Here is an 18086-nt window from a genome sequence, read left to right as displayed (position 1 = left end):
CTATCACCCACCACGCACCACCCACACACACCGCGTGCACCGGGACTCAACGCCGAGCATCCCTTCACCCGACAGGATCCGCCCATGACAATGTCGTCAGAATCTCCGACTCCACCCGCAGCGCCGATCACCGCGAACACGTTCGTCGCGACCGCCGCCGGCAACATCGACCCGCCCGCCCCGCTGACCGGACTGCGCCGGTTGATGACCTGGATCATCCCGGCAAACCTCGGAATCTTCCTCGTGTGGGGCGCCGTGCCCGGCATCCTGCTGCCGCAGCAGATCACCCAGCTGGTCGGCAGTGCCGACAAGAGGGATGTCGCGGTCTTGGCGATCGTCTCCACGATCGGTGCGTTCGCCGCGATGGTGGCCCAGCCCATCGCGGGGCAGATCTCCGATCGCACCCGCTCGAGGTTCGGCCGACGCACGCCATGGATCGTCATCGGCGCGCTCGCCGGGGGTCTGTCGCTGACCGGCCTGGCCTTCGCGAACTCGGTCGTGGGCATTGTCATCGCCTGGACCCTGGTGCAGATCACTCTCAACATCGCCCAGGGGCCGCTGTCGGCGATCATGCCGGATCGCGTTCCGATCGCGCGGCGCGGCACCTTCGCCGCGCTGTCGGGCATCGGACTCATGGTCGGGTCGCTGGGCGGGGCGATGCTCGGCTCGCTGTTCTTCCACAGCATCGCCGCCGGCTACCTCGTGTTCGCGGTCGTCGCGATCGTGATCCTCTGCCTGTTCGTGCTGTTCAACCCCGATCGGCCCAGCAGCGGCATCCCGCTCGAACCCTTCCGCCTTCGCGAGTTTCTGGGCACCTTCTGGATCAACCCGGTCGCCTACCCCGATTTCTTCTGGGCGTTCACCGGCCGTCTGCTGCTGTACACCGGCTACTTCATCGTCGTCGGTTACCAGCTCTATCTGCTGCGCGATTACTTCCACGTCGCCCAGCCCGAGACGATCATCCCGGTGCTGAGCCTTCTGAGCATGGTCGGCCTTGTCATCACGACGCTCATCGCCGGACCCCTCTCCGACAGAGTCGGACGCCGCAAGCCGTTCGTCTTCGCGTCGGCCGTCGTGATGTCGCTGGCCCTTCTGCTGCCGTGGTTCTGGCACGACCTGACCGCCTGGTATCTCACGGTCGTCATCGTCGGGTTCGGGTTCGGCATCTTCCAGGCCGTCGACCAGGCGCTCATCAGCGAAGTGCTGCCCTCGGCGCGCTCGTTCGCGAAAGACCTCGGCGTCGTCAACATCGCAGCGACGCTTCCGCAGACTCTCGCCCCCGGCGTCGCCGGTGTCATCGTGCTCAGCTTCGGGTATGCGGGCCTGTTCCCGGTGGGCATCGTCCTCGGTATCCTCGGCGCGTGCGCGGTATGGCCCATCACGGCAACCCGATGAACGGCGTCGAGACGTCGACGAGGAAGGATGCCGCGGCCGCGGCATCCCCTCGCTTCAGAACTCCTCCAGAAAGGTGATCCCCATGACTGACACGACCGACCTGACTCTCGAGCAGAAGGCGGCGCTGACCAGCGGCGCCGACTTCTGGACCACCAAGGCGGTGCCCGACGTCGGCATTCCCGCACTCATGCTCACCGACGGGCCGCACGGACTGCGCAAGCAGGCGGGCGCCAGCGATCACCTCGGCCTCGCCGACAGTGTGCCGGCGACGTGCTTTCCCCCGGCGGTGGGACTCGGCGCCTCGTTCGACCCCGAACTGGCCGAGCGGGTCGGTAAGGCGCTCGGCGTCGAGTCGGCGATCGAAGATGTCGCTGTGATCCTCGGCCCGGGCATCAACATCAAGCGGTCGCCGCTGTGCGGGCGCAACTTCGAGTACTTCTCTGAAGACCCGATCGTCGCCGGAGTCATGGGTGCGGGGCTGGTCCGCGGCATCCAGTCTCAGGGCGTGGGCTCGTCGCTGAAGCACTTCGCGGCCAACAACCAGGAGTTCGACCGCATGCGCGCCTCGAGCGACATCGACCCGCGGCCGCTGCGCGAGATCTATCTGCGCGGGTTCCAGCGCGTGGTCCAAGACGCACAGCCGTGGACGGTCATGTGCTCGTACAACCGCATCAACGGCGTGTACGCGTCGGAGGACCCGTGGCTGCTCACCACTGTGCTGCGCGGGGAGTGGGGCTTCGAAGGGCTGGTCGTCAGCGACTGGGGCGCGGTCAATGACCGGGTCACCGGGCTGGTCGCGGGACTTGACCTGGAGATGCCCGGTGGCGGCGGCCGCACCGACGCGCAGCTGGTGGCGGCGGTGCGCAGCGGCACGATGGATGAGAAGGCGCTGGATGTCGCGGCCGGGCGCATGCTCGACCTGGTGCGCAAGGCGCAGGCCCGTCCGGTGATCGCCGGGCCGCTCGACGTCGATGCGCACCACGCGCTGGCACGTGAGGTCGCCGGTCGTTCCATCGTGCTGCTGCGCAACGAAGGCGAGCTGCTGCCGCTGCGTCGCGACGCGAAGCTGGCAGTGGTCGGTGCCTTCGCCGCGCAGCCGCGGTACCAGGGGGCCGGCTCGTCGCTGATAAACCCGACGAAGCTCGATACCGCGCTCGATGCGATTCGGGATGCCGCTGCCGGCGAGGTCGCGTACGCAGCAGGGTTCGCCCTCGACGAGGCGGGCGACACCGCGGCTCTGCGCGACGAGGCCGTGGCCGCGGCATCCGCCGCCGACGTCGTCGTGGCGTTCCTCGGCCTGCCCGCCGCAGCAGAGTCGGAGGGATACGACCGCGAGCACATCGATCTGCCGGCCGTGCAGCTCGAACTGCTCGAGGCGGTACTCACCGCCAACCCGAACACCGTCGTCGTGCTCTCGAACGGCTCGGTTGTCGCCCTGCCGTTCCGCGATCGGGTGCCGGCGATCGTCGAGGGGTGGCTGCTGGGCCAGGCCGGCGGATCGGCCACCGCCGATGTGCTGTTCGGCGACGTGAACCCGTCGGGCAAGCTCACCGAGACGATTCCGCTGCGGCTGGAGGACAACCCGTCGTTCGGCAACTTTCCCGGATCGTTCGGGCATGTGCGCTACGGCGAGGGGATCTTCGTCGGATACCGCTGGTATGACGCGCGCAAGATCGAGGTAGCCTACCCGTTCGGTCATGGCCTGTCGTACACGAGCTTCGCCTATGGGGATGCCGCAGCCGCCGTCGATGCCTCCGGCGACGTGGTGGTCACCGTGCCGGTGACAAATACCGGAGAGGTGCCCGGGCGTGAGATCGTGCAGGTGTACACGGCACTGGCCGACTCGGCCGTCGAGCGCGCCCCGCGCGAGCTGAAGGCGTTCGCCTCGGTCGAGGTGCAACCGGGCCAGACCCGCGATGTCGAGCTGGTCGTGCGTCGAGCAGACCTTGCGTACTGGGACGTGCGCGTCGACGCGTGGATCGTGGAAGGGGGCACCTACACCGTCGATGTCGCCGCCTCGAGCCGCGACATCCGCTCCACCACCACCGTGACGGTGACCGGGGATGCCGTGAACCTGCCGTTGACGATGCAGTCATCGATCGGCGACCTGATGGCAGACCCGGTGGCCGGGCCCGTCGTGCAGCAGGCGATCGCCGCCATGATGAGCGATGCCGGCGGTGATGCCGCGGGGGCCGGCATGATGGCCGACGCAGACGGGCTGCAGAAGATGATGGCGTCATTCCCGGTGGGGCGGCTGGCCGGCTTCGGATCTCTGCCGGTGTCGATGGAGCAGATCGAGGGACTCATAGCGATGGCCAACGCCGCGCGGTGACCGGGGCGTTGATGCGGCGGCGCGGGCTCTCGCGGGCGTGCTCAAGCGCGTCTTTGCGGGCCTGCGCCGTCGCCGCCGTGCCGGGCTGAGGGTGCGACGCGCCCGGGATGCACAAAATCGGCCTCCGAATTTGGCGGCCGCCGCGATCTCGCGTACAGTATTACTTGTTCGCCCCAAAGGGTTGAGCGAAGAGCCGAAAGGCCATCGCCCCCCTCAAGCAGCGAACCGCCTCCCACCTCAGGACCTCTTCAGAGGGCCGCGGGGGAGAACCTTTCCGATCGGCAGTCGCCGAGTGGATGTCACGGCCTTCGGGACGGTCCGCTCCGGTTTGCACGAAAGATCGGATCGGGTATGATTGTGAAGTTGCCCTGTGTGCTGGCCTTGGTTGGTTGGTTGGTGTGTGGGTGCGTCCGATCCTTGAGAACTCAACAGCGTGCACTTGTCAAATGCCAAATAACCTCGTCCTGACCTTTTTGGTTGGGTGAGATTCCTTTGGATCAATTTATGGATTGTCAGTGATGGCATCCTTTTTGGTCATGGTTGAACTCGCTGCAGCTTTCACTTTTTTCCGGTGTGGTTGTGGCTTCTGTTTTTTTACGGAGAGTTTGATCCTGGCTCAGGATGAACGCTGGCGGCGTGCTTAACACATGCAAGTCGAACGATGAACCTGGTGCTTGCACTGGGGGATTAGTGGCGAACGGGTGAGTAACACGTGAGCAACCTGCCCTGGACTCTGGGATAAGCGCTGGAAACGGTGTCTAATACTGGATATGAGATGTGACCGCATGGTCGTGTTTGGAAAGATTTTTCGGTCTGGGATGGGCTCGCGGCCTATCAGCTTGTTGGTGAGGTAATGGCTCACCAAGGCGTCGACGGGTAGCCGGCCTGAGAGGGTGACCGGCCACACTGGGACTGAGACACGGCCCAGACTCCTACGGGAGGCAGCAGTGGGGAATATTGCACAATGGGCGCAAGCCTGATGCAGCAACGCCGCGTGGGGGATGACGGCCTTCGGGTTGTAAACCTCTTTTGGTAGGGAAGAAGCCTTTGGGTGACGGTACCTGCAGAAAAAGCACCGGCTAACTACGTGCCAGCAGCCGCGGTAATACGTAGGGTGCAAGCGTTATCCGGAATTATTGGGCGTAAAGAGCTCGTAGGCGGTTTGTCGCGTCTGCTGTGAAATCCCGGGGCTCAACTTCGGGCGTGCAGTGGGTACGGGCAGACTAGAGTGCGGTAGGGGAGATTGGAATTCCTGGTGTAGCGGTGGAATGCGCAGATATCAGGAGGAACACCGATGGCGAAGGCAGATCTCTGGGCCGTAACTGACGCTGAGGAGCGAAAGGGTGGGGAGCAAACAGGCTTAGATACCCTGGTAGTCCACCCCGTAAACGGTGGGAACTAGTTGTGGGGTCCTTTCCACGGATTCCGTGACGCAGCTAACGCATTAAGTTCCCCGCCTGGGGAGTACGGCCGCAAGGCTAAAACTCAAAGGAATTGACGGGGACCCGCACAAGCGGCGGAGCATGCGGATTAATTCGATGCAACGCGAAGAACCTTACCAAGGCTTGACATGCACCGGTAACGGCCAGAGATGGTCGCCCCTTTATGGTCGGTGCACAGGTGGTGCATGGTTGTCGTCAGCTCGTGTCGTGAGATGTTGGGTTAAGTCCCGCAACGAGCGCAACCCTCGTTCTCTGTTGCCAGCACGTTATGGTGGGAACTCAGGGGATACTGCCGGGGTCAACTCGGAGGAAGGTGGGGATGACGTCAAATCATCATGCCCCTTATGTCTTGGGCTTCACGCATGCTACAATGGCCGGTACAAAGGGCTGCGATACCGTGAGGTGGAGCGAATCCCAAAAAGCCGGTCCCAGTTCGGATCGTAGTCTGCAACTCGACTACGTGAAGTCGGAGTCGCTAGTAATCGCAGATCAGCAACGCTGCGGTGAATACGTTCCCGGGTCTTGTACACACCGCCCGTCAAGTCATGAAAGTCGGTAACACCTGAAGCCGGTGGCCCAACCCTTGTGGAGGGAGCCGTCGAAGGTGGGATCGGTAATTAGGACTAAGTCGTAACAAGGTAGCCGTACCGGAAGGTGCGGCTGGATCACCTCCTTTCTAAGGAGCTACTGAGCTGCTGGGTTCGCCTGGTGGTTTTAGTGCCCGGTTCCACACCGAATGTGTGTGGTCGGGGCTCATGGGTGGAACGTTTGACATGGCATCTGGTTGGTTGGCTCTCGTTAGTACGCCGTTTTTGGACGGTGGGAAGGTGGGGGTTGGTTGGCGGGGGTGTCTGCACGCTGTTGGGTCCTGAGGGACCGGGTGTCCTTCCCTTTTGGGGGAGGGTGGCTGAACCTCTGGGCCTTTTCTGTTTGCTGGTGTTGTGCTGGCAGGTGGGGGAGGTTCCGCCCGTACTTTGAGAACTACACAGTGGACGCGAGCATCTTTGAATCAGTCTTTTTGGCTGGTTCTTGATGATCTTAAAGATCATTTTTTGTCAGCATTGTGCCGGGTTTTGCCTGGTGTGGTGTTGGTGATGAAACTCATGTGATTTCAAGTCTTTAAGAGCAAACGGTGGATGCCTTGGCATCTGGAGCCGAAGAAGGACGTGGCAATCTGCGATAAGCCTCGGGGAACTGGTAAGCGAGTTTTGATCCGAGGATTTCCGAATGGGGAAACCCCGCCAGGCGGCGTGCTGACCTGGTGACTCCCGCCTGAATGTATAGGGCGGGTAGAGGGAACGTGGGGAAGTGAAACATCTCAGTACCCACAGGAAGAGAAAACAATAGTGATTCCGTGAGTAGTGGCGAGCGAAACCGGAAGAGGCTAAACCTAGTGTGTGTGAGAGCCGGCGGGCGTTGCATGCTGGGGGTTGTGGGACTTTCTTGACTGTTCTGCCGGACAGTCGGCGTGACAAGAGCGTATAGGCGAATCGTCTGGGAAGGCGGGCCGTAGCAGGTGATAGCCCTGTAGCCGAAATGCGTGTTCTTGGCGTGGAGAGTATCCCGAGTAGCACGGGGCCCGAGAAATCCCGTGTGAATCTGTCAGGACCACCTGATAAGCCTGAATACTCCCAGATGACCGATAGCGGACAAGTACCGTGAGGGAAAGGTGAAAAGTACCCCGGGAGGGGAGTGAAATAGTACCTGAAACCGTTTGCTTACAAACCGTTGGAGCCTCCTTAGTAGGGGTGACAGCGTGCCTTTTGAAGAATGAGCCTGCGAGTTAGTGATACGTGGCGAGGTTAACCCGTGTGGGGGAGCCGTAGCGAAAGCGAGTCTGAACAGGGCGTTCAGTCGCGTGTCCTAGACCCGAAGCGAAGTGATCTATCCATGGCCAGGCTGAAGCGACGGTAAGACGTCGTGGAGGGCCGAACCCACTTAGGTTGAAAACTGAGGGGATGAGCTGTGGATAGGGGTGAAAGGCCAATCAAACTTCGTGATAGCTGGTTCTCTCCGAAATGCATTTAGGTGCAGCGTTGCGTGTTTCTTGCCGGAGGTAGAGCTACTGGATGGCCGATGGGCCCGACCAGGTTACTGACGTCAGCCAAACTCCGAATGCCGGTAAGTGAGAGCGCAGCAGTGAGACGGTGGGGGATAAGCTTCATCGTCGAGAGGGAAACAACCCAGACCACCATCTAAGGTCCCTAAGCGCGTGCTAAGTGGGAAAGGATGTGGAGTTGCCTTGACAACCAGGAGGTTGGCTTAGAAGCAGCCACCCTTGAAAGAGTGCGTAATAGCTCACTGGTCAAGTGATTCCGCGCCGACAATGTAACGGGGCTCAAGCACGCCACCGAAGATGTGGCATTCACACTTGCGATAGGCCTTTGTGGTCCAGTCGTGTGGATGGGTAGGAGAGCGTCGTGTGCCGGGTGAAGCGGCGGGGTGACCCAGCCGTGGACGGCACACGAGTGAGAATGCAGGCATGAGTAGCGAAAGACGTGTGAGAAACACGTCCTCCGGAAGACCAAGGGTTCCAGGGTCAAGCTCATCTTCCCTGGGTAAGTCGGGACCTAAGGCGAGGCCGACAGGCGTAGTCGATGGACAACGGGTTGATATTCCCGTACCGGCGAAGAACCGCCCCAGTCAATCCAGTGGTGCTAAGAGTCCTAGCCAGGACGTGCCGGATCCCTTCGGGGTGATGGTGTTTTGGTGAACGCTCGACCCCATGCTGGTGCGGCTAGCGTATTAACAGGTGTGACGCAGGAAGGTAGCCCAAGCCAGGCGATGGTTGTCCTGGTGCAAGTGCGTAGCCCGACTCCTAGGCAAATCCGGGAGTCATTGAGGGTGAGACACGATGCGGATGAAAAGTGGGTGATCCTCTGCTGCCAAGAAAAGCATCGACGCGAGGTTCTAGCCGCCCGTACCCCAAACCGACTCAGGTGGTCAGGTAGAGAATACCAAGGAGATCGAGAGAATCGTGGTTAAGGAACTCGGCAAAATGCCCCCGTAACTTCGGGAGAAGGGGGGCCATCCACTTATTAGGTTTTACACCGAAAGGGTGTGGTGGCCGCAGAGACCAGTGGGTAGCGACTGTTTACTAAAAACACAGGTCCGTGCTAAGTCGCAAGACGATGTATACGGACTGACGCCTGCCCGGTGCTGGAAGGTTAAGAGGAGCGGTCAGCCTTTGGGCGAAGCTGCGAATTTAAGCCCCAGTAAACGGCGGTGGTAACTATAACCATCCTAAGGTAGCGAAATTCCTTGTCGGGTAAGTTCCGACCTGCACGAATGGCGTAACGACTTCCCAACTGTCTCAACCGCGAACTCGGCGAAATTGCATTACGAGTAAAGATGCTCGTTACGCGCAGCAGGACGGAAAGACCCCGTGACCTTTACTATAGCTTGGTATTGGTATTCGGTGTGGCTTGTGTAGGATAGGTGGGAGACTGTGAAGCCCGGACGCCAGTTCGGGTGGAGTCATTGTTGAAATACCACTCTGGTCACTCTGGATGCCTAACTTCGGACCGTAATCCGGTTCAGGGACAGTGCCTGGTGGGTAGTTTAACTGGGGCGGTTGCCTCCCAAAGAGTAACGGAGGCGCCCAAAGGTTCCCTCAACCTGGTTGGCAATCAGGTGGCGAGTGTAAGTGCACAAGGGAGCTTGACTGTGAGACTGACAGGTCGAGCAGGGACGAAAGTCGGGACTAGTGATCCGGCAGTGGCTTGTGGAAGCGCTGTCGCTCAACGGATAAAAGGTACCTCGGGGATAACAGGCTGATCTTGCCCAAGAGTCCATATCGACGGCATGGTTTGGCACCTCGATGTCGGCTCGTCGCATCCTGGGGCTGGAGTAGGTCCCAAGGGTTGGGCTGTTCGCCCATTAAAGCGGTACGCGAGCTGGGTTTAGAACGTCGTGAGACAGTTCGGTCCCTATCCGCTGCGCGCGTAGGAAGTTTGAGAGGATCTGACCCTAGTACGAGAGGACCGGGTTGGACGAACCTCTGGTGTGTCAGTTGTTCCGCCAGGAGCACCGCTGATTAGCTACGTTCGGGATGGATAACCGCTGAAAGCATCTAAGCGGGAAGCCGGCCTCGAGATGAGACTTCCATCCCCGTGAGGGGGAGAGGCTCCCAGCCAGATTACTGGGTTGATAGGCCGGATGTGGAAGCACGGTAACGTGTGGAGCTGACCGGTACTAATAAGCCGATGACTTGATAACACTTCAACGTTTTTGATGTACGCGTCCACTTTGTGGTTCTCGATGTGCGGTCGGGAATCTGATTGACATATCCATATTGTTTCGGCGGCCATAGCGAGAGGGAAACGCCCGGTGACATTCCGAACCCGGAAGCTAAGCCTCTCAGCGCCGATGGTACTGCAGGGGGGACCCTGTGGGAGAGTAGGACACCGCCGAACACTTTTCACAAAGAGACCGACCCTTCGGGGTCGGCCTCTTTGCGTTGCCCGACTTGTCCCGCCGTTGCGCGAGTTGTCCCCGCGTTGCGCGAGTTGTCCTCGGGTTGCGCGACCTGCCCCCGGGTTGCGCGAGTTGTCCTCGGGTTGCGCGAGTTGTCCTCGGGTTGCGCGAGTTGTCCTCGGGTTGCGCGAGTTGTCCCCGCCCCAGCGCCGAGTTGTCCCCGGGGTGCGTGAGTTGTCCCGTCGTCGTTTCCTCCCCAACGGGGGGAGGCGGTCGAGTTGTCCACAGAACTGGATGACGCCGGCTGAAAGCTACCGATGATGCATCACAGTGGGGACATGCAGCATGAGACGGCCCACGCGCAGATCATTCGCTCCGACCGAAGCAGCGCGTTCTCCCGGCGAGTCGATCACGACGAGTCGCGGTTTACGATGCTCGGTCGCGGAGCATACGTGCGCAGCGACGAGTGGAACGATCTGTTCAGCGAGGCTCGGCTGCGCACTCTGGCGTCTGCGGTGCATGCCCGGAGCACAACGCCAGAGCGATCGACCGACTCCCACTGCACTGCTGCGGCATGGCATGGCCTACCGCTGTATATGATCCGTGACTCTCGCGTCGACGTGATCGTGTCGGGCCGTCATCCGCGACGGAGCAGCGCCGACATCCGTCGACACTATTGCCCGCTGCCCGAGAGCGATGTCGTGGTGATCGACGGTATGCGCGTGACCTCTCTCGAGCGCACGGTATACGACGTGGTCCGAACGGTGTCGTTGGAAGCAGCGGTCGTCGTCTTCGACGCGGCGTTGCGGTCGGTGGCATGGGACGACGAGACCCGGACGTACGACGAAGCAGCTGCAGAGCGCTTCCGTACAGCGATTCGCGAGCGAGTCCGTGCGCATTCGGGGGCGCGCGGCATCCGACAGGCGCGCTTCGTGACTGAGTTCGCTGATGGGCGCGCGCAACTGGCTGGCGAGAGCATCATTCGTCTCTGGTGCTATCAGCTGGGGCTTCCGGCTCCCGAACTGCAGTACCGCGTGAATTTTGCGGACGGGGGATACGCTCTGCTCGACCTGTGCTGGCCGGCGCTTCGGCGGTGGCTCGAGTTCGATGGGCTCTTCAAATACACCGACGCCGAACTCATGGCTGGCCGCAGCGTCGAGGAGGTGTTCGCGGACCAGAAGTCTCGTGAGTTGCGCGTCCGTGCCGCCACGGGCTGGGACTGCGATCGGTGTGGTTTTGCGGAAGCGCGGACCATCGCCGACTTCGCCGACTTTCTGCGCGGCATCGGCATGTACCCGTTTATCGGTTGAGTCGTCACCCTTGGCGGGGACAACTCACGCAACCCGAGGACAACTCGGGCAACCCAGGGACAACTCGGCGTTGGCGTGGGGACAGGTCGTGCAACGCGGGGACAAGTCGGCGTTGGGGCGGGGACAGGTCGTGCGACGCGGGGACAAGTCGGCGTTGGGGTGGGGACAGGTCGCGCAACGCGGGGACAACTCGCGGGGCGAGGCGGGGTGCGGTGGGGCGGGTGGATTTGCGACACGCCCGGGATGCACGTAGACTGTTGAGGTTCCACATTCCGGCGAGCGCGCTCAGGTGCGCCCCGGATCACTACCAGGGCAGTGCATAGGCGAGATCCTAGGCCGCGGGTAGCAGAACGAACATCCCACACACCATCTTCCTCCGGGGGAGACGTGCGCGTGGGAGCCGGATGCCCGGCATCCGGCCTGACAGAAGAACAGTGGTGCAGCATCACCGGAACAGCCGGTGCACGTGCCAAGGCGCGCAAGCGTCGTCGTGCGTCCAATGCGCGAAAGCGTAAGACGCGAGAAAGAGAGTGAGCAGACAATGGCGGGACAGAAGATCCGCATTCGCCTGAAGTCGTACGATCACGCGGGGCTGGACAGCTCGGCGCGCAAGATCGTCGACACCGTGACCCGAGCCGGCGCCTCCGTCGTGGGCCCTGTGCCGCTTCCGACCGAGAAGAACGTCGTGTGCGTCATCCGGTCGCCGCACAAGTACAAGGACAGCCGCGAGCACTTCGAGATGCGCACCCACAAGCGTCTGATCGACATCATCGACCCGACGCCCAAGGCCGTCGACTCGCTGATGCGCCTTGACCTGCCGGCCGATGTCAACATCGAGATCAAGCTCTGAGGTTCGACATGGCTGACATCAACAACAAGACTTCCAAGGGGTTGCTGGGCACCAAGCTCGGCATGACCCAGGTGTGGAATGACCAGGGAAAGCTCGTTCCCGTCACCGTGATCGAGATCGCGCCCAACGTGGTCACCCAGGTCCGCACGCCCGAGAAGGACGGCTACAACGCCGTTCAGATCGCCGCCGGCCAGATCGACCCGCGCAAGGTGACCAAGCCGCTGGAGGGCCACTTCGAGGCCGCCGGCGTGACGCCGCGTCGTCACGTCACCGAGATCCGCACTGCGGATGCTGCTGACTACTCACTCGGTCAGGAGCTCACCGTCGACGGCACCTTCGAAGCCGGCCAGCTGGTCGACGTCGTGGGCACGAGCAAGGGCAAGGGCACCGCCGGTGTCATGAAGCGCCACAACTTCAAGGGCGTCTCGGCCTCGCACGGTGCGCACCGCAACCACCGCAAGCCCGGTTCGATCGGCGCCTCGTCGACCCCGAGCCGCGTCTTCAAGGGCATGCGCATGGCCGGCCGTATGGGTGGCGAGCGCGTGACCGTCCTCAACCTCACGGTGCACGCCGTCGACGCCGAGAAGGGTCTGCTGCTCGTCAAGGGCGCCGTCCCCGGCGCGCGCGGCCGCATCGTCTACGTCCGCAACGCAGTGAAGGGTGCCTGAGTCCATGGCTGAGAAGACCCTCGACGTCCGCAAGGCGGATGGCAAGAAGGCAGGCGCCGTCGAGCTGCCCGCCGCCATCTTCGACGTCAACACCAACATCCCGCTGATCCACCAGGTGGTCGTCGCGCAGCTCGCCGCCGCCCGCCAGGGCACTCACTCGACCAAGCGTCGTGGTGAGGTTTCGGGCTCGGGCCGCAAGCCGTTCAAGCAGAAGGGAACCGGTAACGCCCGTCAGGGTTCGATCCGGGCCCCCGAGCACACCGGTGGTGGCATCGTCCACGGCCCGAAGCCGCGCGACTACTCGCAGCGCACGCCCAAGAAGATGATCGCCGCCGCCCTGCTGGGCGTGCTCAGCGACCGTGCGCGCGGCGAGCGTCTGCACGTGGTCGAGTCCTTCGGACTGAAGGATGCCCCGTCCACGAAGAACGCCGTCTCGGTGCTCAACGACCTGGGCGCCGTCAAGAACGTGCTCGTGGTCGTCGACCGCGACGACGAGGTGACGGTCAAGAGCGTTCGCAACCTCACCGAGGTGCACGTGCTGACCTTCGACCAGCTCAACGCCTACGACGTGGTCGTCTCTGACGACATCGTCTTCACCAAGGCCGCCTTCGACGCCTTCGTCGCGTCCAAGAGCGGTGCCACCGAGGAGGTCTCGGCATGAGTGCCGTCAACAAGGACCCGCGCGACATCATCCTGAAGCCGGTCGTCTCCGAGAAGAGCTACGGTCTGATCGACGAGGGCAAGTACACGTTCACCGTGGACCCCCGCGCGAACAAGACCGAGATCAAGCTCGCCATCGAGAAGATCTTCGGCGTCAAGGTCGCTTCGGTCAACACGCTCAACCGCGTCGGCAAGGCCCGTCGCACCCGCTTCGGCACCGGCAAGCGCAAGGACACCAAGCGCGCCGTCGTGACTCTGAAGTCGGGCACCATCGACATCTTCACGGCAGTCGGCTGACGGCCGGAACGAAGGACGAGAGAACATGGCTATTCGCAAGTACAAGCCCACGACTCCGGGTCGCCGCGGCTCGTCGGTGGCCGACTTCGCCGAGATCACCCGATCGACGCCGGAGAAGTCGCTGCTGAAGCCGCTCGCCAAGACCGGTGGTCGTAACAACCAGGGCCGCATCACCACCCGCCACATCGGCGGTGGGCACAAGCGCCAGTATCGCGTGATCGACTTCCGTCGTAACGACAAAGACGGCGTGAACGCCAAGGTCGCCCACATCGAGTACGACCCGAACCGCACCGCGCGCATCGCACTGCTGCACTTCGTCGACGGCACCAAGCGCTACATCCTGGCGCCGAACAAGCTGTCGCAGGGTGACATCGTCGAGTCGGGTCCCTCGGCTGACATCAAGCCCGGCAACAACCTGCCGCTGCGCAACATCCCCACCGGTACCGTGGTGCACGCCATCGAGCTGCGCCCGGGCGGTGGCGCCAAGCTGGCCCGCTCGGCCGGTGCCAGCGTGCGTCTGGTCGCCAAGGACGGCCCGTATGCGCAGCTGCGTCTGCCCTCGGGCGAGATCCGCAACGTGGATGCACGTTGCCGCGCCACGATCGGCGAGGTCGGCAACGCCGAGCAGTCGAACATCAACTGGGGCAAGGCGGGCCGCAACCGCTGGAAGGGCATCCGCCCGACCGTGCGCGGTGTCGTCATGAACCCGGTCGACCACCCGCACGGTGGTGGTGAGGGTCGCACCTCTGGTGGTCGTCACCCCGTGACGCCGTGGGGCAAGCCTGAGGGCCGCACCCGCCACGCGAACAAGGAAAGCGACAAGTACATCGTGCGTCGTCGCACCGCCGGCAAGAAGCGCAAGTAGGTAGGAACAGAAGATGCCACGCAGTCTTAAGAAGGGCCCCTTCGTCGACGAGCACCTGCTTCGCAAGGTCGCTACGCAGAACGAGGCGGGTACGAAGAACGTCATCAAGACCTGGTCGCGTCGCTCGATGATCGTCCCGGCCATGCTGGGTCACACGATCGCCGTGCACGACGGCCGCAAGCACATCCCCGTGTTCGTCAGCGAGAGCATGGTGGGCCACAAGCTGGGCGAGTTCGCGCCCACCCGCACCTTCCGCGGCCACGAGAAGGACGACAAGAAGGGCCGCCGTCGCTAAGGCGCCGGCAGAGGAGAAGAAATGGTGGAGTCCATCGCACGTGTGCGACACATCCGCGTGACCCCTCAGAAGGCTCGTCGCGTCGTCGCACTCATCAAGGGCAAGCAGGCCGAAGAGGCCCTTGCCATCCTGAAGTTCGCCCAGCAGAGCGCCAGTGAGCCGATCTACAAGCTCGTGGCATCCGCTGTGGCCAACGCTCGCGTGAAGGCCGACCAGAACAACGAGTTTCTGGACGAGCAGGATCTGTACGTGAAGAACGCCTTCGTGGACGAGGGGACGACGCTGAAGCGTTTCCAGCCTCGTGCGCAGGGTCGTGCGTTCCAGATCAAGAAGCGCACCAGCCACATCACCGTCGTGCTGGCGACCCCTGAGGTCGCCGAGGCCGGCGCAGCAACGAAGAAGGCGAGCAAGTAATGGGACAGAAAGTAAACCCGTACGGCTTCCGCCTCGGCATCACCACCGACCACGTGTCGCGGTGGTTCTCCGACTCGACGAAGCCGGGTCAGCGCTACGCCGACTACCTAGCCGAGGACATCAAGATCCGGCAGCTGCTGACCAAGCAGCTCGACCGTGCCGGTGTCAGCAACATCGAGATCGAGCGCACCCGTGACCGCGTTCGCGTCGACATCCACACCGCCCGTCCGGGCATCGTGATCGGTCGTCGTGGCGCCGAGGCCGAGCGCATCCGTGGCGAGCTCGAGAAGCTCACCGCCAAGCAGATCCAGCTGAACATCCTCGAGGTGAAGAACCCCGAGGCCGATGCTCAGCTGGTCGCCCAGGGCATCGCCGAGCAGCTCTCGGCGCGCGTGGCCTTCCGCCGCGCCATGCGCAAGGGCCTGCAGGGTGCCCAGCGCGCCGGCGCCAAGGGCGTGCGCGTGCAGGTGTCGGGCCGCCTCGGCGGCGCCGAGATGAGCCGGTCGGAGTTCTACCGCGAGGGCCGGGTGCCGCTGCACACGCTTCGCGCGAACATCGACTACGGCTTCTACGAGGCCCGCACCACCTTCGGCCGCATCGGCGTGAAGGTCTGGATCTACAAGGGTGACCTGACGAACAAGGAGCTTGCCCGCGAGCAGGCCAATCAGAAGTCGTCGCGCGGCGACCGTCAGCGTCGTGCCCCGCGCAGCGAGGCGCCCGTCGCAGAAGGAGCATCGGCGTAATGCTTATCCCCCGTAAAGTCAAGTTCCGCAAGCAGCACCACCCCGGGCGCAGCGGCCAGGCCACCGGTGGCACGAAGGTCTCCTTCGGCGAGTTCGGCATCCAGGCGCTCACCCCGGCGTACGTGACGAACCGGCAGATCGAGTCCGCTCGTATCGCCATGACCCGTCACATCAAGCGTGGCGGAAAGGTGTGGATCAACATCTACCCCGACCGTCCGCTGACCAAGAAGCCGGCCGAAACCCGCATGGGTTCCGGTAAGGGCTCGCCCGAGTGGTGGGTTGCCAACGTCAAGCCGGGCCGCGTCCTGTTCGAGGTCGCGGGCGTCGACGAGCAGCTTGCTCGTGAGGCGCTGACCCGTGCGATCCACAAGCTGCCGCTGAAGGCACGCATCATCAAGCGCGAGGAGGGCGACGCGTAATGGCGATCGGCACCAAGGAGCTCGCCTCAAGCGAGCTCGACACGTTCGAAGACCAGCGCCTGACCGAGGAGCTGCGCAAGGCGAAGGAAGAGTTGTTCAACCTGCGCTTCCAGTCGGCTACCGGTCAGCTCGAGAGCCACGGCCGCATTCGTGCGGTCAAGCGCGACATCGCGCGGCTGTACACCGTGATCCGCGAGCGCGAGCTCGGCATTCGTGCCACGCCCGCTCCGGTCGAGACGGGCAAGGCGAAGAAGAGCAAGGCGAAGAAGGCGGATGCCGCTGACTCCGCCGAACCGAAGGAAGAGGCGCAGTAATGGCCACCGCGAAGAAGGCCGAGGCCGAGGTCGCTCAGACCTCCGGTCACGAGCACGCCGAGCACGATGTCCGTGATGCGGGCACGCGCGGCTACCGCAAGTCGGCGCGCGGCTACGTCGTGTCCGACAAGATGGACAAGACGATCGTCGTCGAGGTCGAGGACCGCGTGAAGCACCCCCTCTACGGCAAGGTCATCCGTCGCACCGAGAAGCTCAAGGCGCACGACGAGAACAACACGGCGGGTGTAGGCGACCTCGTCGTCATCCACGAGACCCGACCGCTGAGCGCCACCAAGCGCTGGCGTCTGGTCGAGATCCTCGAGAAGGCCAAGTAATGATTCAGACAGAATCCCGACTGAAGGTCGCCGACAACACCGGCGCCAAGGAGCTGCTCACCATCCGTGTGCTCGGCGGATCCAACCGCCGTTACGCGGGCCTGGGTGACACCATCGTCGCCACGGTCAAGGACGCCATTCCCGGCGGCAACGTCAAGAAGGGCGATGTCGTCAAGGCCGTGATCGTGCGCACCGTGAAGCAGACCCGTCGTGCCGACGGCTCGTACATCAAGTTCGACGAGAACGCCGCCGTGCTGCTGAAGAACGACGGGGAGCCCCGCGGCACCCGCATCTTCGGCCCGGTCGGTCGTGAGCTTCGTGACAAGAAGTTCATGAAGATCGTCTCGCTGGCCCCGGAGGTCATCTGATCATGGCGAACATCAAGAAGGACGACCTGGTTCAGGTCCTGTCCGGCAATGACCGCGGCAAGCAGGGGAAGGTCCTTCAGGTCATCCCCGAGACCAACCGCGTCATCGTCGAGGGCGTGAACTACGTCACCAAGCACACCCGCGTGGGTCAGACCCAGCGCGGTACCAAGACCGGTGGCATCGAGACGATGGAAGCTCCGATCCACATCTCCAACGTCGCCGTCGTCGACCCCTCGAGCAAGAGCGCGAGCCGTGTCGGCCACCGCATCGAGGAGCAGATCAAGAACGGTGAGAAGCGCACGGTTCGCGTGCGCTACGCCAAGAAGAGCGGTAAGGACCTCTGATGAGCACCACCACTGCTGCGGAGGCTGGCAAGATCCAGCCCCGCCTGAAGCAGAAGTACAAGAGCGAGATCCAGCAGAAGCTGCAGGAGGAGTTCGGGTACCAGAACGTCATGCAGATCCCCGGCCTGGTCAAGGTCGTGGTCAACACCGGTGTCGGCGAGGCAGCTCGCGACAGCAAGGTGATCGATGGCGCGGTCGACGACCTCACCAAGATCACCGGCCAGAAGCCGGTCGTGACCAAGGCCCGCAAGTCCATCGCGCAGTTCAAGCTGCGTGAGGGCCAGGCCATCGGCGCGCACGTCACGCTGCGCGGCGACCGTGCCTGGGAGTTCCTGGACCGCCTGATCAGCCTCGCGCTGCCGCGCATCCGCGACTTCCGTGGCCTGAGCGACAAGCAGTTCGACGGCCACGGCAACTACACCTTCGGTCTCGAGGAGCAGTCCGTGTTCCACGAGATCGACCAGGACCGCATCGACCGCGTGCGCGGCTTCGACATCACGGTCGTCACCACCGCGAACACCGATGACGAGGGGCGTGCGTTCCTGCGTTACCTCGGCTTCCCGTTCCGTGCCAAGGATGCCGCAGCCTGATCTGCGGCATCCCGCACGGTCCTACAACT

At 63.0% G+C, this 18086-nt stretch carries 17 protein-coding genes and 3 rRNA genes; all 20 read left to right on the top strand.

Going from position 1 to position 18086, the window contains the following annotated elements; all coding sequences use genetic code 11:
- The first annotated feature begins 84 nt into the window (after positions 1 to 84).
- On the top strand, positions 85 to 1395 hold the full coding sequence (locus ET475_RS02945; protein WP_242497742.1) for an MFS transporter: 1311 nt from the start codon (positions 85 to 87) through the stop codon (positions 1393 to 1395).
- 82 nt (positions 1396 to 1477) lie between these two features.
- Positions 1478 to 3727, top strand: a complete 2250-nt coding sequence (locus tag ET475_RS02940) for a glycoside hydrolase family 3 C-terminal domain-containing protein (RefSeq protein WP_129385862.1) — start codon at positions 1478 to 1480, stop codon at positions 3725 to 3727.
- 593 nt (positions 3728 to 4320) lie between these two features.
- A 16S ribosomal RNA gene (locus tag ET475_RS02935) occupies positions 4321 to 5845 on the top strand.
- A gap of 433 nt (positions 5846 to 6278) precedes the next feature.
- Positions 6279 to 9387 (top strand): 23S ribosomal RNA (locus ET475_RS02930).
- A gap of 80 nt (positions 9388 to 9467) precedes the next feature.
- Positions 9468 to 9584: ribosomal RNA gene (gene rrf / locus ET475_RS02925) — 5S ribosomal RNA — on the top strand.
- The 16S, 23S and 5S rRNA genes sit together here, the layout of an rRNA operon.
- Positions 9585 to 10037: 453 nt before the next feature.
- Positions 10038 to 10895: a hypothetical protein gene (locus ET475_RS02920; RefSeq protein WP_165310705.1), complete on the top strand. Its 858-nt coding sequence runs from the start codon at positions 10038 to 10040 to the stop codon at positions 10893 to 10895.
- Between the two features lie 541 nt (positions 10896 to 11436).
- Positions 11437 to 11745: a 30S ribosomal protein S10 gene (rpsJ, locus tag ET475_RS02915; protein WP_029145857.1), complete on the top strand. Its 309-nt coding sequence runs from the start codon at positions 11437 to 11439 to the stop codon at positions 11743 to 11745.
- Between the two features lie 8 nt (positions 11746 to 11753).
- The gene (gene rplC, locus ET475_RS02910) at positions 11754 to 12413 is read left to right on the top strand and encodes a 50S ribosomal protein L3 (protein ID WP_129385858.1); all 660 of its coding nucleotides are present in this window, start codon (positions 11754 to 11756) and stop codon (positions 12411 to 12413) included.
- 4 nt (positions 12414 to 12417) lie between these two features.
- A complete protein-coding gene (gene rplD, locus ET475_RS02905) occupies positions 12418 to 13074 on the top strand; it encodes a 50S ribosomal protein L4 (RefSeq protein WP_129385856.1) in 657 nt (218 codons plus the stop codon).
- Positions 13071 to 13370: a 50S ribosomal protein L23 gene (gene rplW / locus ET475_RS02900; protein ID WP_129385853.1), complete on the top strand. Its 300-nt coding sequence runs from the start codon at positions 13071 to 13073 to the stop codon at positions 13368 to 13370. The genes rplD and rplW overlap by 4 nt, the downstream gene beginning before the upstream one ends.
- Before the next feature lie 25 nt (positions 13371 to 13395).
- Positions 13396 to 14235, top strand: coding sequence for a 50S ribosomal protein L2 (rplB, locus tag ET475_RS02895; protein WP_129385851.1), 840 nt, complete (start codon positions 13396 to 13398; stop codon positions 14233 to 14235).
- Between the two features lie 13 nt (positions 14236 to 14248).
- Entirely contained in the window at positions 14249 to 14530 is a 282-nt protein-coding gene (rpsS, locus tag ET475_RS02890; RefSeq protein WP_129385849.1) for a 30S ribosomal protein S19, read from the top strand.
- Between the two features lie 21 nt (positions 14531 to 14551).
- Positions 14552 to 14944 carry a 50S ribosomal protein L22 gene (rplV, locus tag ET475_RS02885; protein WP_129385847.1) on the top strand — a complete coding sequence of 131 codons (393 nt, stop codon included), beginning with the start codon at positions 14552 to 14554 and terminating at the stop codon, positions 14942 to 14944.
- The gene (gene rpsC, locus ET475_RS02880) at positions 14944 to 15687 is read left to right on the top strand and encodes a 30S ribosomal protein S3 (RefSeq protein WP_129385845.1); all 744 of its coding nucleotides are present in this window, start codon (positions 14944 to 14946) and stop codon (positions 15685 to 15687) included. The genes rplV and rpsC overlap by 1 nt, the downstream gene beginning before the upstream one ends.
- A complete protein-coding gene (gene rplP / locus ET475_RS02875; RefSeq protein WP_129385843.1) occupies positions 15687 to 16106 on the top strand; it encodes a 50S ribosomal protein L16 in 420 nt (139 codons plus the stop codon). The genes rpsC and rplP overlap by 1 nt, the downstream gene beginning before the upstream one ends.
- On the top strand, positions 16106 to 16420 hold the full coding sequence (gene rpmC, locus ET475_RS02870; RefSeq protein WP_129385841.1) for a 50S ribosomal protein L29: 315 nt from the start codon (positions 16106 to 16108) through the stop codon (positions 16418 to 16420). The genes rplP and rpmC overlap by 1 nt, the downstream gene beginning before the upstream one ends.
- On the top strand, positions 16420 to 16755 hold the full coding sequence (gene rpsQ, locus ET475_RS02865; RefSeq protein ID WP_129385839.1) for a 30S ribosomal protein S17: 336 nt from the start codon (positions 16420 to 16422) through the stop codon (positions 16753 to 16755). Before rpmC ends, rpsQ begins: the two co-directional genes overlap by 1 nt.
- On the top strand, positions 16755 to 17123 hold the full coding sequence (gene rplN, locus ET475_RS02860) for a 50S ribosomal protein L14 (RefSeq protein WP_129385837.1): 369 nt from the start codon (positions 16755 to 16757) through the stop codon (positions 17121 to 17123). Before rpsQ ends, rplN begins: the two co-directional genes overlap by 1 nt.
- Before the next feature lie 2 nt (positions 17124 to 17125).
- On the top strand, positions 17126 to 17467 hold the full coding sequence (gene rplX / locus ET475_RS02855) for a 50S ribosomal protein L24 (RefSeq protein ID WP_129385835.1): 342 nt from the start codon (positions 17126 to 17128) through the stop codon (positions 17465 to 17467).
- Positions 17467 to 18057, top strand: coding sequence for a 50S ribosomal protein L5 (rplE, locus tag ET475_RS02850; RefSeq protein ID WP_129385833.1), 591 nt, complete (start codon positions 17467 to 17469; stop codon positions 18055 to 18057). The genes rplX and rplE overlap by 1 nt, the downstream gene beginning before the upstream one ends.
- Positions 18058 to 18086: the final 29 nt, after the last annotated feature.

The sequence above is a fragment of the Microbacterium protaetiae genome, from assembly GCF_004135285.1.
GTDB lineage: Bacteria > Actinomycetota > Actinomycetes > Actinomycetales > Microbacteriaceae > Microbacterium > Microbacterium protaetiae.
The sequence above is the reverse complement of the archived record's forward strand: the minus strand, read 5'-3'. Positions and strand labels throughout refer to the sequence as shown.